The sequence below is a fragment of the Ruegeria sp. CF4 genome (genome assembly GCF_056537345.1).
Map to the genome: position 1 here is coordinate 81619 of NZ_JBQFRJ010000003.1, position 18938 is coordinate 100556.

Below are 18938 nucleotides of genomic sequence, written 5' to 3' on the forward strand. Positions count from 1 at the left end.
ATGCTCGAAGGACTTCTGATCGGTCTGCAAACGGCCTTCTCGCTTCAAAACCTGCTGATGGTCGTCGCGGGCTGCCTTATTGGCACATTCATTGGCATGCTGCCCGGGCTGGGACCGATGTCGATCATCGCGATCATGATCCCGGTTGCGATTTCGATGGGAGACCCATCCGCTGCTCTGATCCTTCTGGCGGGCGTCTACTATGGCGCGATTTTCGGCGGCTCGACCTCATCCATTCTGCTGAACGCGCCGGGGGTCGCGGGCACCGTGGCCTCAAGCTTTGACGGCTATCCGATGGCGCGACAAGGCAAGGCCGGCAAAGCTCTGACCATCGCTGCAATCGCAAGTTTCGCCGGCGGGACGTTGGGTGCAATTCTGTTGATGGTGTTCGCCCCTGCCCTGTCGTCGGTCGCGCTTTTGTTCCATTCGGCCGAATATTTCGCACTGATGGTTGTCGGCCTATCTGCGATCGCCGCCTTCGCGGGTTCGGGTCAGGTGGCCAAGGCACTGATCATGACCATCCTCGGCCTGATCATGGCCACGGTTGGCGAAGGTGCACTGTTCAACCTACCGCGCTTCACCATGGGTATCATGGACCTGCAATCGGGCTTTGGTTTCATCACACTGGCCATGGCGATGTTCGCCTTACCCGAAGCCTTGTTCCTTGTCCTCAAGCCCAAAGACCTACAAGGCGATGATGGCGAAATCAAAGACTTGCGCATCACGAAAGACGAGGCAAAAGCCATCGCTCCGGTCATTGGCCGCCAATCGACTCAGGGATTCTTTATCGGCGTCCTGCCAGGCGCGGGGGCGACCATCGCCAGCTTCCTTGGCTATGCGGTCGAGCGTAACATTGCCCCTAAAGAAGAGCAGGAAGAGTTTGGAAAAGGCTCTATTAAAGGGCTTGCAGCGCCTGAAGCGGCAAATAACGCGGCTTGTACCGGTTCATTCGTACCGCTGCTGACACTGGGCATTCCCGGCTCTGGTACCACCGCTATCCTGCTGGGCGCGCTGATCGCCCTGAACGTTACACCGGGTCCGCGTCTGATGATCGACGAACCACAGATTTTCTGGGCAGTCATCATGTCGATGTTCATCGGCAACCTCGTTCTGCTGATCCTGAACCTGCCGCTGATCCCCTATATCGCCAAGGTGCTGGCCGTTCCGCGCAACTATCTGATCCCGTTCATTCTGTTCTTCACCCTTATGGGGGCCTATATCGGGCAGAACAACGCCACCGAACTGCTGATACTCGTCGGGTTCGGGGTCTGCGCAACAGCGCTGAAATTTGCGGATTATCCGCTGGCGCCCCTGCTGATCGGCTTCATCCTTGGCGGAATGATGGAGGACAACTTCGCCCGCTCTATGCAGCTCTACGACGGTATCGCCTTCATTTGGGAACGCCCGATGACGCTGGGCTTGCTGGTCATCGCCGTGCTGTTGGTCCTGCTGCCAAGCTACCGCGCACGTCGTGCAAAGGCGCGGGCGGCAGGCGTGGCCGATGGCGACTGAGCCGCTCTCGGGGGTCCGCGTCCTTGACCTGACTAACGTTCTGGCGGGCCCCTATTGTTGCTATCAACTAGCGCTTATGGGGGCCGAGGTCATCAAGGTTGAACGCCCCGGCACCGGTGATCTGGCCCGCGTGCTGGGCGCGGATCCCGACCTGAACAAGGCCGGAATGGGCATCAGCTTTCTGGCACAAAACGCCGATAAGAAGTCTGTCACGCTAGACATGAAGGCCGAGCAGGGAAAGGCACTGCTTAAAAGGCTGGTTCAAACCGCAGACGTTTTGGTTGAGAACTTTCGCCCTGGCGTGATGGACCGGCTGGGGCTGGGTTATGAGGTCTTGCGCGCTGAATATCCCAACCTGATCTATTGCGCGATCAGCGGGTTCGGTCAGAACGGTCCACGCCGTAACGATCCGGCCTATGATCAGATTGCCCAGGGCCTCAGCGGAGTCATGTCCATCACCGGCGCGCCCGATACAGCGCCTTATCGCGTCGGCTATCCTTTGGCGGATACCGTAGGCGGATTGACTGCAGCCTTTGCCATCAGCGCGGCCTTGAACGCCAATCCACGCGGGGCGTTTCTCGATGTTGCCATGACCGAGGCTGTTATTTCGACAATGGGATGGGTTGTTTCGAACTACATATTGGGGGGTGTTCAGCCGGGTGCCCATGGCAACGAAAACACGACCTCAGCCCCGTCAGGAACCTTCGCCACATCCGACAGCCCGATCAACATCGCGGCCAATCGGGATGAACAGTGGCTGACCTTGGCGAGACATCTGGGCCGAGAGGATTTGCTAACCCATCCCGACTATCAGACTCGCGAAGATCGCAAACAAAACCGTCATGCCCTTCGGCAAGAGCTCGAACGCACGTTGATCACCCGACCAGCCACAGATTGGGTTCGCGAATTGAACGCGCTCGGCGTACCTGCAGGGCAGGTTTTGACGGTGCCTGAGGCACTGTCGGATGATCAAATGGAGGGCCGGGGGTTGATCGGAACTCTCTCGGCTTACGGTGAAGACATGCGTCTGGCGGGCAGTCCGGTGGTCATGGATAGCCAACGCAAGATGCCCCAAACCGCCCCACCCGTACTTGGCGCCGACAACGCTGCGATCTGGTCCGAGCTGGGCTTGTCAGACGCCGAGATCGACGCCCTGCAGAAAGAGGGAATCATATGAGTGACGTGGCCGACTGGTGGCAGACGGCCATCATTGATATGGAACCTGGGCGGATTGCATTGCGTGGTCAGCTGATTGAAAACCTGATCGGCACAGTTGGCTTCGCAGAAATGATCTGGCTGATGGTGCGTGGTGACAGGCCAACATCCGCACAGGCCCGATTATTCGAAGCAGCTTTGGTCGCAGCCGTGGATCACGGCCCGCAAGCCCCCTCAATCGCGACCGCGCGGATGGCGGTGACCTGCGGCCTACCTCTGAACAACGCCATGGCCAGCGCAGTCAATATGTTGGGCGACGTCCACGGCGGGGCCGGAGAGCAAGCGGTCGAGCTATATCATTTCATAGACACCCACTCCGAGGACCTGGATACCGCGTTGGATGACTGGACCGCGCTTAGCGGAAAGATTCTGCCCGGCTTTGGCCACAGGTTTCACACTCCGACCGACCCGCGCGCGCCAAAACTGATGGAATTGGTCGAACAAGCCGTCGAAGCGGAAGCTTGTGAAGGGCGATACATGAAAATCGGGCGCGCTGTGGAAGCTGCGCTTTGGCGGCAAAAAGGCAAGCCGGTTCCGATGAATATCGATGGAGCCACCGCCGTAATCTATGCCGAGCTGGGATTTGCCCCGCCCCTTGCGCGCGGTCTGTTCTGCCTGTCACGTTCGGTCGGAATTCTGGCGCATGCATGGGAGCAGATGCAGCAAGGTGGGCGCAACAAAGGACCCACCCCGCCTAAATACCGCTGGACCTATACGGGCGAAACCTCCTAGCGCAAACCGCTAAGCTCGTTTCTCTTCCTCAACTTCAACCGGTTCGGCGCTGACCTCAATCACCTCTTCCGCCTCGGGCGCTTCGGCTTCCGGTTCTTCTTCGGCCTCAGACTGATCCTCCAGCGCGCCCACGATCAGCGGCAGCATATGCACACCAGTCGCGCTTGCGATCTCAGGCGTCTGGGGCGTTTGCCAGCTGAGCGTATCGAAGCTGCCGCAGTTTTGGCAGACCGGACCCCATTCAGGCTGAATGTCATGACAGTTGTCACAAACCCATTGCGGCCCGCGCGGCGCATTCAGCGCTTTGGCCAGCCAGCCCTGCACCACCGCGTCCGAGGCACCCTCACCCCGCTCAATGGCCGCCATCAGCGTGTAAGCGCGCGCATCGCCCTGCTTTTCAACCACATCACCCAGCGCGCGACGCGCTTCGGGGAAATCCTCGGCCACGATGTTCAGCTCGGCCAGGATCAGGCGGGTTTCCATGTTTTCCGGGTGGATGCGCGTCAGCGCGGTAAACCGCTTGATCCGTTGTTCCGGCGTTTCTTCGGGTGCGATTTCAGCAAAGGCATGGGCAAGATCGGGGTGCGGCTGCACCTCCCACGCTTTTTTCAGAATCTTGGTTGCAGCCCGCGCCTTGCCCTTTTCGATATAGGCCCGCGCCGCCATCGCGGCAGCGGGCACCAGATCGGGTGACAGGCGGTTGGCCTCAATCGCGTGTTCCTGCTGTTCGACCGTCGCCCCGTCTGCCAAAATCTCTTTGGCCTCGGACAGGGCCAGAACCGCATCACGCCGTTTGAACACGTCACGCGGCAGGTGACCCGCCTTCAGCTTGGAGGTCAAAGTCGACCGCGCCCCGGCCCAATCCTGCGCCTTGGTCTGCAGGTTCAACAAGATATCTTGCGTTTCCTCATGGCGCGGTTTCAGCGCCAGCGCCTTTTCGGCCAGCTTGCGCGCGGTGTCATCATCACCCGAAGCCAGCTTTTGCTTCATGATCCCGCGCACACCCACGAACCGCGTAGCATTATTGGTCACCAACTTCTTGTAAGTCTCTTCCGCCTTCTTGGTATCACCCGTCATCTCGGCGGCCTGCGCCACCAGAAGGTTGGTCAGCTCAGGCTTATTCAACAACTTCTCGGCCTTGCTGGCCTTGGTCATCGCTGTGCGCCCTTCGCCCGAGGCCAGCGCCATCAGCCCATCCGCCAGCGCCTGATACCCGCGCTGCTCGCGGCTGCGGTCGAAATACCGCGACAGGGCTGTTTCATCGCCGTTGAGGAATTTCAGCGTCGCAATCAACAGCGTCAGCAGCTTGAAGAACAGCCACACCGCAAACACCAGCACGCCCAGCGCGATCACCGATTGCAGCGGCCCCAGCGTGTATTCGGTGCCCGCGACGGTGATCTGCACCCCACCACTGGTTTCCATCAGGTACCCTGCACCTATGGCCAGCAGACCGATAATCGCAACAAAAACAAGGATCTTTAACAATGACCACAGCATGGCAGGTCCTTCAGTTCGAGTTCAGGCTTGAAGCCAGCGTATTTGCAGCCTCAACAGCCGAGAGCCGCGTTTGTGCCGCCTGCGCCCAATCCGCCAACGCGGTCTGCGCCGCTTCGGGCAAAGAGTTCAATTCGCTCAGCACCTTGGACAAATCACCATCCGACAGCGCCGCCTGAGCGCGCGACAGGACTGCATCCGGATCGTCGCCTTCTTGCGGGGTGACCGAGCGCGCGCCGGTTTGACGCTGCAGGAATGCGACCAGGCCAGTGCCCTTATTCGCGTCCCGCGCTTCCGCCAATGCCGTCCGCGCCGCCGGAGCAAAAGAGGCGCGCAAGGCTGAGATCGTCTCGACGCCGTTATCCGCAGAACCGACCAAAGCATCCGGCACATCAACACCACCGGCCTTTAATTCGGTAACCAATTCTGTGTACGGCTGACCCGCATCCAACTGGCCATGCAATCGCGACAGGATCGCGGCATTGGTCGCTGCGCGCGCCTCAGCCGAGGCTTTGGCTTCAAGCGCCTGCGCATCAGACACCATCTTCTCAACTTCGCTGCGTTGCGCGGCCAGCGAATCCTGCAGTTTTTTCAGTTCAGCCTCAAAAGCAGCGGCGGTTTCAGGCGAAACGCCCGCCTCAATCGGATTCGCTTCAAGCGCTGAGAGGCGGTCTCCCAACGGTTTGACCTGCCCCGCCAGCGTATCAACGCTGGATTTCACCGAACTCAGATCCGTTTCAACGGGCGCAAGCTTGTCTGAAAGCGCTTTGATCTGATCGGTCAGGGCCGAGACATCCGGGCCGTCGCTCAGAGATTCAGTCAGCTTGGTGATCTGATCCGATTGATCCGTCAACTTCGATTCAAGTGCGGCAATCGCATCCGCGCTGTCGGTCCCCTGAGAAGAAAACCCACTGCTACCCACGGCAAATCCGATCCCGGCAGCAACGACACCACCCAGCAAAGCCGGCACAAACCCACCGCGCTTTTCTACGGTGCGTTCGATCACTTTCTCTTGCGCGGTTTCTTCTGGGGACGCAGTCGTTTCGACGGCTTCGGCTTCGGCTTCGGCTTCGGCTTCGGCTTCGGCTTCGGCTTCGGCTTCGGCTTCGGCTTCGGCTTCGGCTTCGGCTTCGGCTTCGGCTTCGGCTTCGGCTTCGGCTTCGGAAGTTACCTCATCTGCAGCCTCTTGGGCGTCAACAGACTTCTCATCCGAAACGGCAGTGCTTTCGGCCTCGGTGGCCCCTGCCACCTCTTCAACTTTGGGGTCTTCGACCGGTTCCTGATCGGGTTTTTTCTTATCAGCCACCGCCTTATTCCCCTTATCGATTCCAAAAACACATGAACAACAGACCAGACCAAGTTAATCTGCACCCGGCGCGCTCTCAACCCGCATCGCATGTTTCACAAGTTTTTTAACGGCTTTCTGCATTTGGTCCGGAGTCGGTTCATTCGCGATCCTCAACCTCTCGAAAGCCAAGGAATTAAGGGGTTCCGCCGTTGCATCGCTGATTGCAGCCAACCACAGAGGCGCAGTCCCGGCCCAAACCTCGGCAAAATGTCGCGCCGAGCGGGGTGAAAAAAGAGGGGCAATAACCGGTTGGTTGCCTTCAGCCGCTAAAGACGCCTCATCGCTCAGCGGCAACAAATGTTGCTGGTAAACCGGCTGTTCACGCGTGGTCAGGCCCGAACCGGTCAACCGTTCAGCAATATTGCCGCGGCTGTGTTCTCCGCGCAGATGCAACAATGGGCTGCCGGGTCTGAGGCGTAACAGGCCCGCGACCAACTCTTCAGCAGTTGCGCCCACCATTTGGGCCATCCAACCTGCGGTTTTCGCCGCTTCTGTGGTTGACGGACCCACGCACCACGCGGGCAGGTCTCGATCTACGCCCAGCGCGGCCGCTGCGTTGACTCCGTTAGCCGAGGTAAAGATCAACCCGCCGATACCGTCCGTCTCTACCGGGACGGCCATGGGTCTGATCTCCAACAGTGGGGAAACAAGAACCGAGACCTGCGATCTGACGCGGTCCGGTAGCTGCGCGACGAACCTGTCAGAGGCGGCACGCGGGCGGGTCATCAACAAATACAACTATCGGCGCCTTCGGCCTTGGGATTGTTTGCATCCGCGCAGGGTGATACCCCGCTTGCCAATCATGATGCAACGGATCGGGCCAATGGTGCAAACACTTACAGTCCTCGGGCTGGAAAGCAGCTGCGATGACACAGCTGCAGCCGTCGTGCGCCACGGTGAAGGCGCGCTGCCTCAGATCCTGTCATCCGTGGTACATGGTCAAACCGATCTGCACAGCGCCTATGGGGGCGTCGTGCCCGAGATCGCGGCGCGGGCGCATGCGGAAAAGCTGGATATCTGTGTCAAACAGGCTCTAACGCAGGCTAATATTGGCCTTGGTAATCTCAATGCCATAGCCGTCACTGCCGGCCCCGGCCTTATCGGAGGGGTCATGTCCGGCGTCATGTGCGCCAAAGGTCTGAGCGCCGCAACCGGGCTGCCATTGATCGGAGTGAATCATCTCGCTGGCCACGCTTTGACCCCTCGCCTGACCGACGGAATTGCGTTCCCCTACCTGATGCTGTTGGTCTCGGGCGGGCATTGCCAATACCTGATCGCACATGGGTCGGACCGGTTCACGCGATTGGGCGGAACGATAGACGATGCGCCCGGTGAGGCCTTCGATAAGACGGCGCGCCTGTTGGGGCTACCCCAACCCGGCGGACCATCGGTCGAGGCCGAAGCCCGCGTAGGAGACCCCAAACGATTTCGATTCCCACGGCCTTTGCTAGATCGACCCGGATGCGATCTGTCATTTTCCGGGCTGAAGACCGCGCTGATGCGGATGCGCGATCAGATCGTGGCCGAGAAGGGAGGCCTCACCCGGCAAGACCGCGCCGATCTGTGCGCGGGATTTCAGCAGGCCATAGTGGATACGCTGGCCGAAAAAACCCGGCGTGCAATTTCGCTCTACCTCGAAGCCGCCCCTTTGGAGCCAGTCATCGCAGTGGCCGGGGGTGTAGCGGCAAATACAGCAATTCGTGCAGCGTTAGAGACTGTTTCACAAGACTGTGGCGCTCGATTTACGGCCCCGCCGCTTGCCCTGTGTACGGATAACGCTGCGATGATCGCCTATGCAGGTCTGGAGCGTTTCCGCGCCGGCGCACAGGATGGGTTGGACCTGACCGCCCGCCCTCGCTGGCCGCTGGACCAGACCAGCCCGGCAATGCTGGGCAGCGGAAAGAAAGGGGCGAAGGCATGAGCGTTTCTGTATTGGGATCGGGGGCGTTTGGGACTGCGCTGGCGATCTCACTCGCGGGAAACGGGCCTGTCACCCTGTGGGCACGCAACGCGGAACATGCGCGGTCGATGGCGGCAAATCGCGAGAACGCTGCCCGGCTACCGGGCGTCTCACTTCCGGATGCGATCCGTGTGACATCAGACATCCAGGTCGCGGCACAAAGTGACGTCCTGCTGATGGCCGTTCCGATGCAAAAGCTGCGCGGGGCGCTGCGAGACCACGCAGCTTTACTGCCGGGCAAGACTATCGTGGCCTGTTGCAAAGGGATTGAGCAGTCTTCAGGTCTTGGGCCGATCTCAGTCATCGCGCAGACAATCCCCGATGCGCATCCGGCACTTCTGACCGGGCCCAGTTTTGCTGACGATATTGCCCGAGGGCTGCCGACCGCTTTGACGCTTGCCTGCGCGGATGCTGCACTGGGCACTTCCCTTCAGCAAGAGCTGACAACCGCGAACCTGCGCCTTTATCGCACGTCAGATACGGTCGGGGCCGAGCTTGGCGGCGCGTTAAAGAACGTTATGGCGATCGGCTGCGGAGCCGCGATTGGGGCCGGATTGGGCGACAGCGCCCGCGCCGCGCTCATTACGCGCGGGTTTGCCGAGATGCAACGCTTTGCGGCCCTGCGCGGTGCGCAGCCAGAAACATTGATGGGGCTGTCCGGGCTGGGTGATCTGGTGCTGACCTGTTCGTCCGAATTGTCCAGAAATTACCGTTTCGGCCTATGTTTGGGTCTAAATCAGCCCTTTGACAGTGCAACGACCGTCGAAGGCGTCGCCACTGCGCAAGCCATGTCTGATATCGCCGCATCCGAAGGGCTGGATATGCCCATCAGCACAACGGTGGCGAAACTCAGCAGCGGTGCCTACAGTGTGACCGACGCGATTCAGGCCCTGCTGGGTCGCCCACTCAAGGAGGAATAAGATGCTCATCGCCCTGATCGCCCGTGACAAACCCGGCGCTCTGCAAACCCGGCTGGATAACCGTCCCGCACATCTGGCCTATCTCGAAGAGACCGGCGTGGTGGCACAGGCTGGTCCGTTGCTGGATGGGGAAGCCATGATTGGCTCTCTGATCGTTCTGGATGTCGAAGATATGGCCGAAGCGCAGGAGTGGGCGCGCAACGATCCCTATGCGCTGGCCGGACTGTTCGACTCAGTCGAGCTGATCCAATGGAAGCGGGTGATCGGCTGATGGCATATTGGCTGTTCAAATCCGAACCCTCGACCTGGAGCTGGGATCAGCAGGTCGCCAAAGGGGATGCGGGCGAGGAATGGGATGGCGTCCGCAACTATCAGGCGCGTAATTTCATGCGGCAGATGAAGGTCGGGGACCGTGGATTCTTTTACCATTCGCAAAAGGACAAGGCGATTGTCGGCATCGTCGAGGTCTGTGCCGAAGCCCATCCCGACAGCACCACCGATGACGAACGCTGGGAATGCGTGGATATCAAGGCCGTTCGCCCTTTCACCACGCATGTCACATTGGATCAGATCAAGGCAGAAGGACGGCTGGATGACATGGTTCTGGTCAAGAATTCGCGCCTGTCTGTGCAACCCGTTGCTGATGAAGAATGGGCGTTGATCTGCGCCATGGGCGAGACGAAATCGGATTAAAGGGAAGGCCCTGACAGCGCAGAACCTTCCCTACCCCACGTGCTCCCAACTCACCACACGTGTATAGAATTATCTGGTTCTGACCGTCCTGGTCACGACCTGACCCTAACCGAATTCCGGCGGTTGTTTCAAACGCCAAGTCCTTAAATTAAATCTCAAATGCAAAACGCCCGCCGTGTTTCGACGGGCGTTGCAGGCTTGGTACCGGGATCAGCCGTAGACCGATTCTTTGCCGAAATGCTTGGTCAGCATGTAATAAACGACGGCGCGGTATTTGTTCCGCTCGGACATGCCATAGGTTTCCAGAACCTTGTTGATCGCTTCCATCAGCTCAGGGCCATCAGCCAGACCCAGCTTTTTGACCAGGAAGTTGTTCTTGACCGTCTCAAGCTCGCTTTCCTGACTGGCCGCCACCGTCGAAGCATCAGCGTCATAAATGGCCGGACCACAGCCAATGGTCACCTTGGTCAGCAAGTCCATATCGGCATCCACGCCACATTTGGATTTCAGATCCTCGGCATACTTGGCGATCAGCTCGTCGCGTTTTCCCATTAAGCACTCTCCCGTAGTACAGATGTTGTGGTGTTATTTTCATATCCTAAAAACAGATGCAGGCAGCCTAGCCAGAAGATATGCTCACACAAAGGGAAAAATTCCGCACATTCCCCGTAAGCGGAATCACTCTGCCACCGAGTTGGAAACCTGTCTTGAATTCGAAAAATCGGTGCCCTCGGGTGATTTGGCGATCGGACCCGATGGGCGCATGTTCGTGTCGATGCAGAAGAGTGTATCCAAGCTCCGCTCATCTGTTCCGAACAATGGAGAGGAATCCTCGCAAGAAATCCAACAAGACCGCCCGCTTCGAGCGGTCAGTGGTCGCCGACCCCTTTCCCGACCCTGTTTGGCGGGACCGGAACATCTATCGGCAATAGCCCCAACCGGGTCCTTGCAAGTGGAAATGATCTGCATGCAAGCGGTTGAAATTCGGACCCAGAACAACGCGAAACCAATCGCATGCGCCGCGCCCGATCTGATGAAGAAAGTCAGCCTCGGGGCCGGGTGTGGACCAGTCGTCGATCAGGCTAAGGGTTCGCCCATCGCCCAGTTCCACGCCCACGATGTCAATCGAATCTGCGGTCGCATGACTGCTCCATCCATTGTTTGCACCCCGCGCGGTGCGCATCCGTCGACAATTATAACTGCCAATATGGCGTAAGGCGCGCGCATCAGTGCCCAGAATATCCCGCGCGGCAGGCTGCACGACGTGGTGTTCCCACATGGTCAATCGCAAGGCGGTGGTGCAGCGTGTCTCGACCGCCCTGACGTCGGCGCTGACCAGGCCCGACAGCCGACCTCGTCCAGCGATACCGCAATTCTGATCGACGACCAGATCCTCCATCTCGGTGAACGCAACATCGGCCTGAGTCAAAGCCAGTCGACATTGCGTTTCATCCGCCAGGGCTCTGCGCAGCTGTAGTGCCGTGATTGGCGTCACCGGGGCTTTCACGCTCAGATCGCGCAACGGGTTCCAGTGCACCGGCACCGGAGACTGAGGATGCGCCAATAGCCAGTAACCACCCGCACCGAAGACAAAAAGGAAAACAAGAAGAGAAAAAAAGGACGCCGCCAGATGAAAAACCCGGCGGCGTCCAGAAGGTTCGGTCATACCCGGACCAGCAATCAGTAGCGATAGTGCTCAGGCTTGTAAGGGCCTTCCGGTGCAACGCCGATATAAGCCGCCTGTTCGTTGTCCATCTTGGTCAGTTTCACACCGATGCGGTCCAGATGCAGGCGGGCCACTTTCTCGTCCAGATGCTTGGGCAAGATATAGACCTTGTTTTCGTACTGATCGCCCTTGGTGAACAGCTCGATCTGCGCCAGAACCTGATTGGTGAACGAGGCCGACATCACGAACGAGGGGTGACCGGTGGCGTTGCCGAGGTTCAGCAGACGACCTTCGGACAGCAGGATGATGCGGTTGCCCGAGGGCATCTCGATCATGTCCACCTGTTCCTTGATGTTGGTCCATTTGTGGTTCTTCAGGCTGGCCACCTGAATTTCATTGTCGAAATGGCCGATATTGCCGACGATGGCCATGTCCTTCATCGCGCGCATATGCTCGATGCGGATCACGTCCTTGTTACCGGTGGTGGTGATGAACACATCCGCCGTTGCAACTTCATCTTCCAGCAATGTCACTTCATAGCCGTCCATCGCAGCCTGCAGCGCGCAGATCGGGTCGACCTCTGTCACTTTCACACGCGCGCCGGCACCGGACAGCGAAGCGGCCGAGCCTTTGCCCACGTCGCCATAACCGCAGACCACGGCAACTTTGCCCGCCAGCATGGTGTCAGTGGCGCGGCGGATACCGTCGACCAGCGATTCTTTACAGCCGTATTTATTGTCAAATTTCGACTTGGTGACCGAGTCGTTCACGTTGATCGCCGGGAACGGCAGGTGGCCGTCTTTCACCAGTTGATACAGACGATTCACACCGGTGGTGGTTTCCTCAGACACGCCTTGGATCTGATCACGCATCTTGGTGAACCAACCGGGCGAAGCCGCCATACGCTTGGCGATCTGCTTCTTGATCACCTCTTCCTCTTCCGAACCGGGAACCGGAATAATGTCCTCACCGGCTTCGGCGCGAGCACCCAGCAGGATGTATAGCGTTGCGTCGCCGCCATCATCGAGGATCATGTTCGGGCCATCTTCGAACAGGAAGGACTTGTCCAGATAGTCCCAGTGCTCTTCCAGCGTCTGACCCTTGATCGCGAATACCGGAATACCCGCCTCGGCAATCGCCGCAGCTGCGTGATCCTGTGTCGAGAAGATGTTGCACGACGCCCAGCGTACATCCGCGCCCAGCGCGACCAGCGTTTCGATCAGAACCGCCGTCTGAATGGTCATGTGCAGCGAGCCCACAATCCGAGCACCGCTCAGCGGTTTACTGTCACCGTATTCGGCGCGCAGGGCCATCAGCCCCGGCATTTCCGTTTCAGCGATATCCAGTTCTTTGCGGCCAAAGCCCGCCAATGAAATGTCCTTAACGATATAGTCCCCGGCCATCAGGTTCTCCACTCCGGTAAATCTCGGTCCGGGCTGCCCCTAGCATTCCTTGGGACAGGAGGCAATGTGGATGGCCGGAAACGGGAATCTACGCCTTGAAAATCAGCTCGGCGTACCCTCGACCTTGATCTTCGGGATCGCTTGGAAAAAATCCGTGCCAACGGCAACGATACAACTTATGCCATTGGGTTGCGTGACCAGTACGGTGTAACTTCCCGTTTCCTTCGAGGTCCAGACCTCCATCACCGACTGCGCGCCCCGAGATTTCTGCAGACCACCAAAGGCAAGTTCTTCGGCATAGTTGTCCTGCAGCTTGGAAATCAGCTGCTCTCGATCGGCACAGTTATTCTGGGCAAAAACAGGCGGCGCGGTGGCAGCCATTCCAAAGGTCAGGGCGATTGCAAACAAACGCTTGAACATAGCAAGCTCCTTTCGATACGTGTTTCGTTTCGAGAGGGGCGCAACTGAAAGGAGTCAGCACCCCCCTCAGTCCTTGATGTCGGGATCGGTTGGTTCGGTTTCAAAGCACGAATGCTCAAGAAAACGTTGGCAGCTGGTGATCCTGACAAGTACATCATAGCAGAAAAATACGATTTTAATGTGTCCCACTTCACAAGGCATGGCAGAATGGCAACACAACCCCGCGCATGGCAGAGAATGCTGTCGGGCCGCAGGCTGGACCTGCTGGATCCCACACCGGTGGATATCGAGATTGAGGATATCGCCCATGGACTTGCCTTTGTGGCGCGCTGGAACGGTCAAACGGCGGGTGATTTCGCCTATTCCGTGGCCGAGCATTCCTTGCTGGTCGAAGAGCTTTTTGGCCGTATCGCGCCCAAAGCGCCGGTGAAATGGCGATTGGCGGCCCTGTTACACGATGCGCCGGAATATGTGATCGGAGACATGATCTCGCCCGTCAAATCCGCCGTCGGCCCGGATTACGGCGCGCTGGATGATCGTCTGGCGGCGGCGATCCATATTAGGTTCGGATTGCCTGCGGAGGTGCCGAAGACGGTAAAACGGCAGATCAAGAAGGCCGACAAGATCAGCGCCTGGATGGAGGCAACGCAGATCGCGGGTTTTTCCGAGGCCGAAGCGACGAAGTTTTTTGGTCGACCTGATAAAGCAGTGATGGAGGGTTTGGAGATAAAATTACGCCCGCCGGTCGAAGTGCGACGGGCGTATACGGATCGACATCAGTCTCTGCTAAAACAGATTTAGCCAAAGATGTAGAAACATAGCTTGTTGCCGTCTGCATCGCGAGCATAAGCCCCGTAGAACACGTCCGGAACGCGCTGACCGGGTTCACCTTCGTCGGTAGCACCCAAGCTGATTGCCTTTTCATACAATGATTGAGCGTGTTCTTTTGAGTCTGCAGGAAAGGCCACCATCGTGCCGTTGCCCGGCGCACAGGCCGCACCATCGTAGGGTTCACATACGGCCAACATTGGCGCACCGGGTTCATTGCCGATAAATGCAATGCGCCCTGCATCGAACGTCACCTTGGCATCCCGGTCCGAGAGTAAATCAGTATAAAACTTCTTGGCGCGCTCCATGTCCGAGACGCCAATGGTTACATAGCCAATCATTTTCGAGTTTCCTGCGTTGTTTTATGTTTCGACGCGGACACTCGAAAACAAAGCCCGAGTTAGCAAATCACGAAGCGGTGACTGACACTTAGCGAGGACTACGCTTCGCCAAAATCCGCTGCAACGTCCGGCGGTGCATGTTCAGGCGCCGCGCCGTCTCAGAAACATTCCGATCACACAGCTCATAGACCCGCTGGATATGCTCCCAGCGCACGCGATCCGCGCTCATGGGGTTTTCCGGCGGTGGGGGCAGTTCGTCGCCCTTGGCCAGCAATGCGTTGGTGATATCAGTGGCGTCAGCGGGTTTTGACAAATAATCCGTTGCGCCGATCTTGACCGCTGCGACCGCAGTGGCGATCGCGCCGTAACCGGTCAGAACCACAACCCGGCTGTCAGGGCGTTTCTCGCGTAGCACTTCGACGACGTCCAAGCCATTGCCGTCTTCCAAGCGCAAGTCGACAACTGCATATGCAGGCGGGCGGGCGGTGGATATGGCGCGGCCTGCGGCAACGGAACCGGCGGTTTCAACCTCAAAGCCGCGCTTTTCCATGGCTTTGGCCAGACGTCTCAGAAACGGCTCGTCATCATCTACCAGGAGCAGCGATTTGTCAGGGCCGATGTCAAGCTGGGAACTGTCTGCCATATGTTGGTCTTTCCGCTATTTCATGCCTTTGGCTCGAACATGAGTAATAGCAGCGCCACCCCAAAGGTCAAACAACCCGTTGCCTGCTAGATCTGATCAATGAAACAGCCCACCTTGTCCGCCATCTGCTCGGCCGTGTCATCGCGCTTGAAGAATTCAAGGAATCCATTCTCGGGCGTAACCAGATAGGTGAAGGTGGAATGATCGACCAGATAATACTCGTCGCTTTTGTCCTGAGCCTTGTAGTAGGTCTTATAGGCCTTGCTGGCAGCCTTGACCTGTTCTGGCGATCCGGTCAGCGCGATCATGCGCTCATGCAGGTTGAAGGCATAGTCACCTACAACCTCGGGCGTGTCGCGGTCGGGATCGATCGAGATGAACAAAGGCGTTACCGATAGCCCGCGCTCGGCCAGAAGATCGATGGCCTCGGCATTGCGGGACATATCGAAGGGGCAGACATCGGGGCAGAAAGTATAGCCAAAATAAATCAATGTGGGCTCGGTGATCACATCCTTGTCGGTCACGGTTTCGCCCTTGCTGTTGATCAGCTCGAACGGGCCGCCGATCGCCGCCGTTCCGCCTGCAATCTGGCTTGAGCGGCACTGCGCGAACTTGTCATCCGACCCGCCGCGCGTCAGCAGCCACATTGCACCCACGCCAACGGCCAGAACAACAGCTGCGAGCACGGCGTAAAGACGAATCATTGGGACTATCCTGATGCGAAGGTTGTTGATCGGTTCGGCCCGCACTCCTATCAACATGAGGAGCCGACGCAATAGGACATAATCGACCGATGACCGATTCCAAGACCAGCCTCTGGCGCGGACAAGAACGCAGCACCTGGATTCGTTTGCGCACGCTGATCCTATTGCGATGGGTCGCGATCGTCGGCCAGTTCACTGCGATAACGGTGGCCCAGCAATACTACCACGTCCAGCTGGAGCTTGGCTTGTGTTACTTTGCCATCGGCGTCTCGGTAATGGGCAACCTCACAGCCATCTTACTGTTTCCAGAGAACAAGCGCCTGTCAGAGTTCGAAAACTTTCTGATGGTGCTGTTCGATCTGTCGCAGCTGTCGGTCCTGCTCTATCTCACCGGTGGGCTGAACAATCCATTTGCCCTGCTTCTGGTTGGTCCGGTAACGATTTCCGCAAGCGTCATGAGCACGCGCTCAACCCTGATTATCGGCGGGGTCGCCGTGATTTTGACCACGTTGTTGGCGCAGTTTCACTTGCCCCTGCGCACCAATCTAGGGCTGGTTCTGGATATCCCCGATATCCTGCTGTTCGGCAACTGGGCCGCGATCATCATCGCCATCGTGTTCATCGGCGCCTATTCCCACCGCATCAGTTCCGAAGTGCAATCGATGTCCGAGGCGCTCTCAGCCACGCATATGGCGCTGGCGCGGGAACAGAAGCTGACCGATCTGGGTGGTGTGGTGGCCGCTGCCGCGCATGAGCTGGGGACACCTTTGGCCACGATCAAGCTGGCCAGCTCCGAGCTGATCGAAGAACTTGACGACCGGCCGGAGCTCAAGGAAGACGCCGCCCTGATCCGCGAACAGGCCGACCGCTGTCGCGATATTCTGCGCGACATGGGACGGGCAGGCAAAGACGACCTGCATCTGCGTCAGGCACCCCTGTCGACAGTCATCCATGAATCGGCGGAACCTCACATCAACCGGGGCAAAGAGGTGCATTTTGCCGAAGGTCCGGTGTTGGACGGCGACGTGCAACAACCCTCGATCCTGCGCAAGCCCGAGATCATTCACGGGCTGCGCAACCTGATCCAGAATGCGGTGGACTTCGCACGTGACACTGTCTGGGTTGAGGCCGAATGGACCTCGGAACTGATCACCGTCTGCATCATGGATGACGGGCGCGGGTATCCGTCTCACATCATCGGACGGATCGGCGATCCCTTCATGCGGCGGCGGCGGGCGGATCGCAGCAGCCGGCCCGAATACGAAGGCATGGGCCTGGGCCTGTTCATCGCCAAAACGTTGTTGGAACGCAGCGGGGCTCAGCTCTATTTCGCCAATGGCTCCGATCCCTATCAGAACCTGACGGATCAGCCCGAGCGACGCGGTGCAATTGTCAAGGTCGTCTGGCCGCGCAAGTTGATCGACGCTCAGATCGGTGACACGCCGGTTCCCTCGGGCGCCAACCAGCCGTTTCAGATCTGAGTTAACACCCCGTTAACACTTGCTGGTCATATAGGTCCGGATGAGGTAATCGGGGTGCGCAATCCATGGCCGACTGGATCATATTGGCTGCGATCAGTCTGGTTTCTGCAGGCTTTGCCATTCGTTGGCTATCGCCACGCCCGACACCACGGCGCGACGACTACGGATTGTGCTCTGACACCGTGTTTCTGTTCGACGGCACCCGATTGATCAGCCATTCCGACATCGCCCTGAACGGCTTTGAAACGGTCAACTCCTGGGCCGATCTCAAACGCTTGCTGCAGCGCGATTTCCCCGCCTTTCCCGAAACCCCCGACACGGTGCGCGCCAACCGTACCCTGGTGGTATCCGCTATTGATTGCACCGTAGACCGCGAGGTGCAGTGCGAATGGATCGAAGGTATAATTCGCGTCGAACTGCGAGACCTGACCGGGCAGACACATACTCAGCGTCGGGATGTAAATGACCCGATCCGACTGGCCATGGATCAGGCGCCCTATCCGGTCTGGCTGCTGGATGCCTCCAATCGAGTCAGCTGGTGCAATGCTGCCTATGTCGCGCTGGTGCGCAAGGTTGGCGGCCCCGATGCGGATTTGACCGAACCTCTGGTTCCCGCGCCTACGGACGATGCTCAGCTGGGCCGGAAATCCCGCGTTTCTGTTGCGGTGAAAGACAGCAATGCCCGGCTCTGGTTCGACCTCACCCGCGTGATCCGCGATGAGGGGCAGCTGTGCTATGCGGTTGATATCAATGCGATTGTCGAAGCTGAAACTGCCCAACGCAAATTCGTTCAGACCATGACCAAGACCTTCGCCCAGCTGTCAATCGGACTGGCAATCTTTGACCGGAACCGGCAGTTGGCCTTGTTCAATCCTGCGCTGATCGATCTGACTACGCTGCCGCCAGACTTCCTCAGTTGTCGACCGGGCTTGTCCAGCTTCTTTGACCGGTTGCGGGATCAGCACATGATGCCAGAGCCCAAGAACTACCGCAGCTGGCGTCGGCAGATGAACGACCTGATCGAGGCCGCAGAAGACGGCAATTACCAAGAGACATGGTCGCTGCCCTCTGGGTCGGTGTATTCAGTCAGCGGCCGTCCACATCCGGACGGCGCCGTTGCCTTTCTGTTCGAAGACATCACGGCCGAAATCACTCTGACCCGGCGTTTCCGGTCCGAGATGGACTTGATGCAGTCAATCCTCGACAAGCTTGCCGATGCCATCGCAGTCTTTGCGGATGACGGAACACTGGCATTCACAAATCTTGCCTACCACATGCTTTGGGGCGAGGTAGAAGAGGCCGGACTGGACTGCGCGACAGTGCTGGAAGTGACGCGCCAATGGCAGGATCATTGCACCGCAACGCCAGTTCTGGGTGAGATTCGGGATTTCGTGAACATCCGCGAGAATCGTGCCGAATGGTCGGCTGATCTGACCCTGAAGACCGGGGCCAAACTGACCTGCACAATCAACCCGATGCAGAACGGTGCAACAATCGTTCGTTTCGGTACCCTGGACGCGTTGGAAAGCCGCGCTGCGCCACAGAAAATCAGTGCCTGAACCGGGTTGCAGCCGACCG

Annotated in this window: 20 protein-coding genes; 10 read left to right on the forward strand and 10 right to left on the reverse strand. The window is 58.5% G+C overall.

Going from position 1 to position 18938, the window contains the following annotated elements; translation table 11 throughout:
- From ACR0NF_RS09270 to ACR0NF_RS09280, 3 genes are read left to right on the forward strand one after another with little or no spacing between them, the layout of a single operon-like run.
- Positions 1 to 1512, forward strand: a complete 1512-nt coding sequence (locus tag ACR0NF_RS09270; protein ID WP_480471289.1) for a tripartite tricarboxylate transporter permease — start codon at positions 1 to 3, stop codon at positions 1510 to 1512.
- On the forward strand, positions 1502 to 2689 hold the full coding sequence (locus ACR0NF_RS09275; RefSeq protein ID WP_480778131.1) for a CaiB/BaiF CoA transferase family protein: 1188 nt from the start codon (positions 1502 to 1504) through the stop codon (positions 2687 to 2689). The genes ACR0NF_RS09270 and ACR0NF_RS09275 overlap by 11 nt, the downstream gene beginning before the upstream one ends.
- A complete protein-coding gene (locus ACR0NF_RS09280) occupies positions 2686 to 3459 on the forward strand; it encodes a citryl-CoA lyase (protein ID WP_480778132.1) in 774 nt (257 codons plus the stop codon). The genes ACR0NF_RS09275 and ACR0NF_RS09280 overlap by 4 nt, the downstream gene beginning before the upstream one ends.
- 9 nt (positions 3460 to 3468) lie before the next feature.
- On the opposite strand, the gene ACR0NF_RS09285 is transcribed toward ACR0NF_RS09280, so the two are convergent.
- From ACR0NF_RS09285 to ACR0NF_RS09295, 3 genes are read right to left on the reverse strand one after another with little or no spacing between them, the layout of a single operon-like run.
- Positions 3469 to 4956 carry a heme biosynthesis HemY N-terminal domain-containing protein gene (locus tag ACR0NF_RS09285; RefSeq protein ID WP_480660682.1) on the reverse strand — a complete coding sequence of 496 codons (1488 nt, stop codon included), beginning with the start codon at positions 4954 to 4956 and terminating at the stop codon, positions 3469 to 3471.
- A gap of 10 nt (positions 4957 to 4966) precedes the next feature.
- Positions 4967 to 6259: a COG4223 family protein gene (locus ACR0NF_RS09290; RefSeq protein WP_480778133.1), complete on the reverse strand. Its 1293-nt coding sequence runs from the start codon at positions 6257 to 6259 to the stop codon at positions 4967 to 4969.
- Between the two features lie 54 nt (positions 6260 to 6313).
- Entirely contained in the window at positions 6314 to 7027 is a 714-nt protein-coding gene (locus tag ACR0NF_RS09295) for a uroporphyrinogen-III synthase (RefSeq protein WP_480778134.1), read from the reverse strand.
- A 97-nt stretch (positions 7028 to 7124) separates the two neighbouring features.
- On the opposite strand from ACR0NF_RS09295, the gene tsaD reads away from it, so the two are divergent.
- Genes tsaD through ACR0NF_RS09315 form a run of 4 tightly spaced genes read left to right on the forward strand, consistent with a single transcriptional unit; the run spans position 7125 to position 9874 of the window.
- A complete protein-coding gene (gene tsaD, locus ACR0NF_RS09300) occupies positions 7125 to 8222 on the forward strand; it encodes a tRNA (adenosine(37)-N6)-threonylcarbamoyltransferase complex transferase subunit TsaD (RefSeq protein ID WP_480778215.1) in 1098 nt (365 codons plus the stop codon).
- Complete coding sequence (locus ACR0NF_RS09305) at positions 8219 to 9181, forward strand: NAD(P)H-dependent glycerol-3-phosphate dehydrogenase (protein ID WP_480778135.1); 963 nt, start codon at positions 8219 to 8221, stop codon at positions 9179 to 9181. The genes tsaD and ACR0NF_RS09305 overlap by 4 nt, the downstream gene beginning before the upstream one ends.
- Position 9182: 1 nt before the next feature.
- On the forward strand, positions 9183 to 9452 hold the full coding sequence (locus ACR0NF_RS09310; protein ID WP_480471297.1) for a YciI family protein: 270 nt from the start codon (positions 9183 to 9185) through the stop codon (positions 9450 to 9452).
- Positions 9452 to 9874, forward strand: coding sequence for an EVE domain-containing protein (locus tag ACR0NF_RS09315; RefSeq protein WP_480778136.1), 423 nt, complete (start codon positions 9452 to 9454; stop codon positions 9872 to 9874). The genes ACR0NF_RS09310 and ACR0NF_RS09315 overlap by 1 nt, the downstream gene beginning before the upstream one ends.
- A 210-nt stretch (positions 9875 to 10084) precedes the next feature.
- Here the strand turns inward: ACR0NF_RS09315 and ACR0NF_RS09320 are convergent, their stop codons facing one another.
- From ACR0NF_RS09320 to ACR0NF_RS09335, 4 genes are all read right to left on the reverse strand, one after another.
- Entirely contained in the window at positions 10085 to 10426 is a 342-nt protein-coding gene (locus ACR0NF_RS09320; protein ID WP_480471299.1) for a DUF2853 family protein, read from the reverse strand.
- Positions 10427 to 10793: 367 nt separating this feature from the next.
- Positions 10794 to 11540, reverse strand: coding sequence for an extensin-like domain-containing protein (locus ACR0NF_RS09325; RefSeq protein ID WP_480778137.1), 747 nt, complete (start codon positions 11538 to 11540; stop codon positions 10794 to 10796).
- Positions 11541 to 11554: 14 nt separating this feature from the next.
- Positions 11555 to 12943, reverse strand: a complete 1389-nt coding sequence (gene ahcY / locus ACR0NF_RS09330; RefSeq protein ID WP_480660107.1) for an adenosylhomocysteinase — start codon at positions 12941 to 12943, stop codon at positions 11555 to 11557.
- Between the two features lie 102 nt (positions 12944 to 13045).
- Positions 13046 to 13363 carry a hypothetical protein gene (locus tag ACR0NF_RS09335; RefSeq protein WP_480471302.1) on the reverse strand — a complete coding sequence of 106 codons (318 nt, stop codon included), beginning with the start codon at positions 13361 to 13363 and terminating at the stop codon, positions 13046 to 13048.
- A 207-nt stretch (positions 13364 to 13570) separates the two neighbouring features.
- Here ACR0NF_RS09335 and ACR0NF_RS09340 point away from each other — a divergent pair, with 207 nt between their 5' ends.
- On the forward strand, positions 13571 to 14164 hold the full coding sequence (locus tag ACR0NF_RS09340; RefSeq protein ID WP_480471303.1) for an HD domain-containing protein: 594 nt from the start codon (positions 13571 to 13573) through the stop codon (positions 14162 to 14164).
- Here ACR0NF_RS09340 and ACR0NF_RS09345 read toward each other — a convergent pair.
- The 3 genes from ACR0NF_RS09345 to ACR0NF_RS09355 all read right to left on the reverse strand — a co-directional run bounded on the left by ACR0NF_RS09345 (position 14161) and on the right by ACR0NF_RS09355 (position 15879).
- A complete protein-coding gene (locus ACR0NF_RS09345; protein WP_480778138.1) occupies positions 14161 to 14532 on the reverse strand; it encodes a VOC family protein in 372 nt (123 codons plus the stop codon). The genes ACR0NF_RS09340 and ACR0NF_RS09345 overlap by 4 nt on opposite strands.
- Before the next feature lie 88 nt (positions 14533 to 14620).
- A complete protein-coding gene (locus tag ACR0NF_RS09350) occupies positions 14621 to 15175 on the reverse strand; it encodes an ActR/PrrA/RegA family redox response regulator transcription factor (protein WP_050604676.1) in 555 nt (184 codons plus the stop codon).
- A gap of 86 nt (positions 15176 to 15261) precedes the next feature.
- Complete coding sequence (locus tag ACR0NF_RS09355) at positions 15262 to 15879, reverse strand: SCO family protein (RefSeq protein WP_480471305.1); 618 nt, start codon at positions 15877 to 15879, stop codon at positions 15262 to 15264.
- An 89-nt stretch (positions 15880 to 15968) separates the two neighbouring features.
- On the opposite strand from ACR0NF_RS09355, the gene regB reads away from it, so the two are divergent.
- Together regB and ACR0NF_RS09365 are read left to right on the forward strand one after the other, a co-directional pair.
- A complete protein-coding gene (gene regB, locus ACR0NF_RS09360; RefSeq protein ID WP_480471306.1) occupies positions 15969 to 17360 on the forward strand; it encodes a sensor histidine kinase RegB in 1392 nt (463 codons plus the stop codon).
- Between the two features lie 65 nt (positions 17361 to 17425).
- Positions 17426 to 18919 (forward strand): PAS-domain containing protein, encoded by a 1494-nt coding sequence (locus tag ACR0NF_RS09365; protein WP_480778139.1) that lies wholly within the window; start codon positions 17426 to 17428, stop codon positions 18917 to 18919.
- Positions 18920 to 18938: the final 19 nt, after the last annotated feature.

Excerpts from the sequence above, each read along its gene's own strand:
- ACR0NF_RS09270 (WP_480471289.1), top strand. The coding sequence starts at position 1 with ATGCTCGAAGGACTTCTGATCGGTCTGCAAACGGCCTTCTCGCTTCAA.
- ACR0NF_RS09275 (WP_480778131.1), top strand. The coding sequence starts at position 1,502 with ATGGCGACTGAGCCGCTCTCGGGGGTCCGCGTCCTTGACCTGACTAAC.
- ACR0NF_RS09280 (WP_480778132.1), top strand. The coding sequence starts at position 2,686 with ATGAGTGACGTGGCCGACTGGTGGCAGACGGCCATCATTGATATGGAA.
- ACR0NF_RS09285 (WP_480660682.1), bottom strand. The coding sequence starts at position 4,956 with ATGCTGTGGTCATTGTTAAAGATCCTTGTTTTTGTTGCGATTATCGGT.
- ACR0NF_RS09295 (WP_480778134.1), bottom strand. The coding sequence starts at position 7,027 with ATGACCCGCCCGCGTGCCGCCTCTGACAGGTTCGTCGCGCAGCTACCG.
- tsaD (WP_480778215.1), top strand. The coding sequence starts at position 7,125 with ATGGTGCAAACACTTACAGTCCTCGGGCTGGAAAGCAGCTGCGATGAC.
- ACR0NF_RS09305 (WP_480778135.1), top strand. The coding sequence starts at position 8,219 with ATGAGCGTTTCTGTATTGGGATCGGGGGCGTTTGGGACTGCGCTGGCG.
- ACR0NF_RS09310 (WP_480471297.1), top strand. The coding sequence starts at position 9,183 with ATGCTCATCGCCCTGATCGCCCGTGACAAACCCGGCGCTCTGCAAACC.
- ACR0NF_RS09315 (WP_480778136.1), top strand. The coding sequence starts at position 9,452 with ATGGCATATTGGCTGTTCAAATCCGAACCCTCGACCTGGAGCTGGGAT.
- ACR0NF_RS09320 (WP_480471299.1), bottom strand. The coding sequence starts at position 10,426 with ATGGGAAAACGCGACGAGCTGATCGCCAAGTATGCCGAGGATCTGAAA.
- ACR0NF_RS09325 (WP_480778137.1), bottom strand. The coding sequence starts at position 11,540 with ATGACCGAACCTTCTGGACGCCGCCGGGTTTTTCATCTGGCGGCGTCC.
- ahcY (WP_480660107.1), bottom strand. The coding sequence starts at position 12,943 with ATGGCCGGGGACTATATCGTTAAGGACATTTCATTGGCGGGCTTTGGC.
- ACR0NF_RS09335 (WP_480471302.1), bottom strand. The coding sequence starts at position 13,363 with ATGTTCAAGCGTTTGTTTGCAATCGCCCTGACCTTTGGAATGGCTGCC.
- ACR0NF_RS09340 (WP_480471303.1), top strand. The coding sequence starts at position 13,571 with ATGGCAACACAACCCCGCGCATGGCAGAGAATGCTGTCGGGCCGCAGG.
- ACR0NF_RS09345 (WP_480778138.1), bottom strand. The coding sequence starts at position 14,532 with ATGATTGGCTATGTAACCATTGGCGTCTCGGACATGGAGCGCGCCAAG.
- ACR0NF_RS09350 (WP_050604676.1), bottom strand. The coding sequence starts at position 15,175 with ATGGCAGACAGTTCCCAGCTTGACATCGGCCCTGACAAATCGCTGCTC.
- ACR0NF_RS09355 (WP_480471305.1), bottom strand. The coding sequence starts at position 15,879 with ATGATTCGTCTTTACGCCGTGCTCGCAGCTGTTGTTCTGGCCGTTGGC.
- regB (WP_480471306.1), top strand. The coding sequence starts at position 15,969 with ATGACCGATTCCAAGACCAGCCTCTGGCGCGGACAAGAACGCAGCACC.
- ACR0NF_RS09365 (WP_480778139.1), top strand. The coding sequence starts at position 17,426 with ATGGCCGACTGGATCATATTGGCTGCGATCAGTCTGGTTTCTGCAGGC.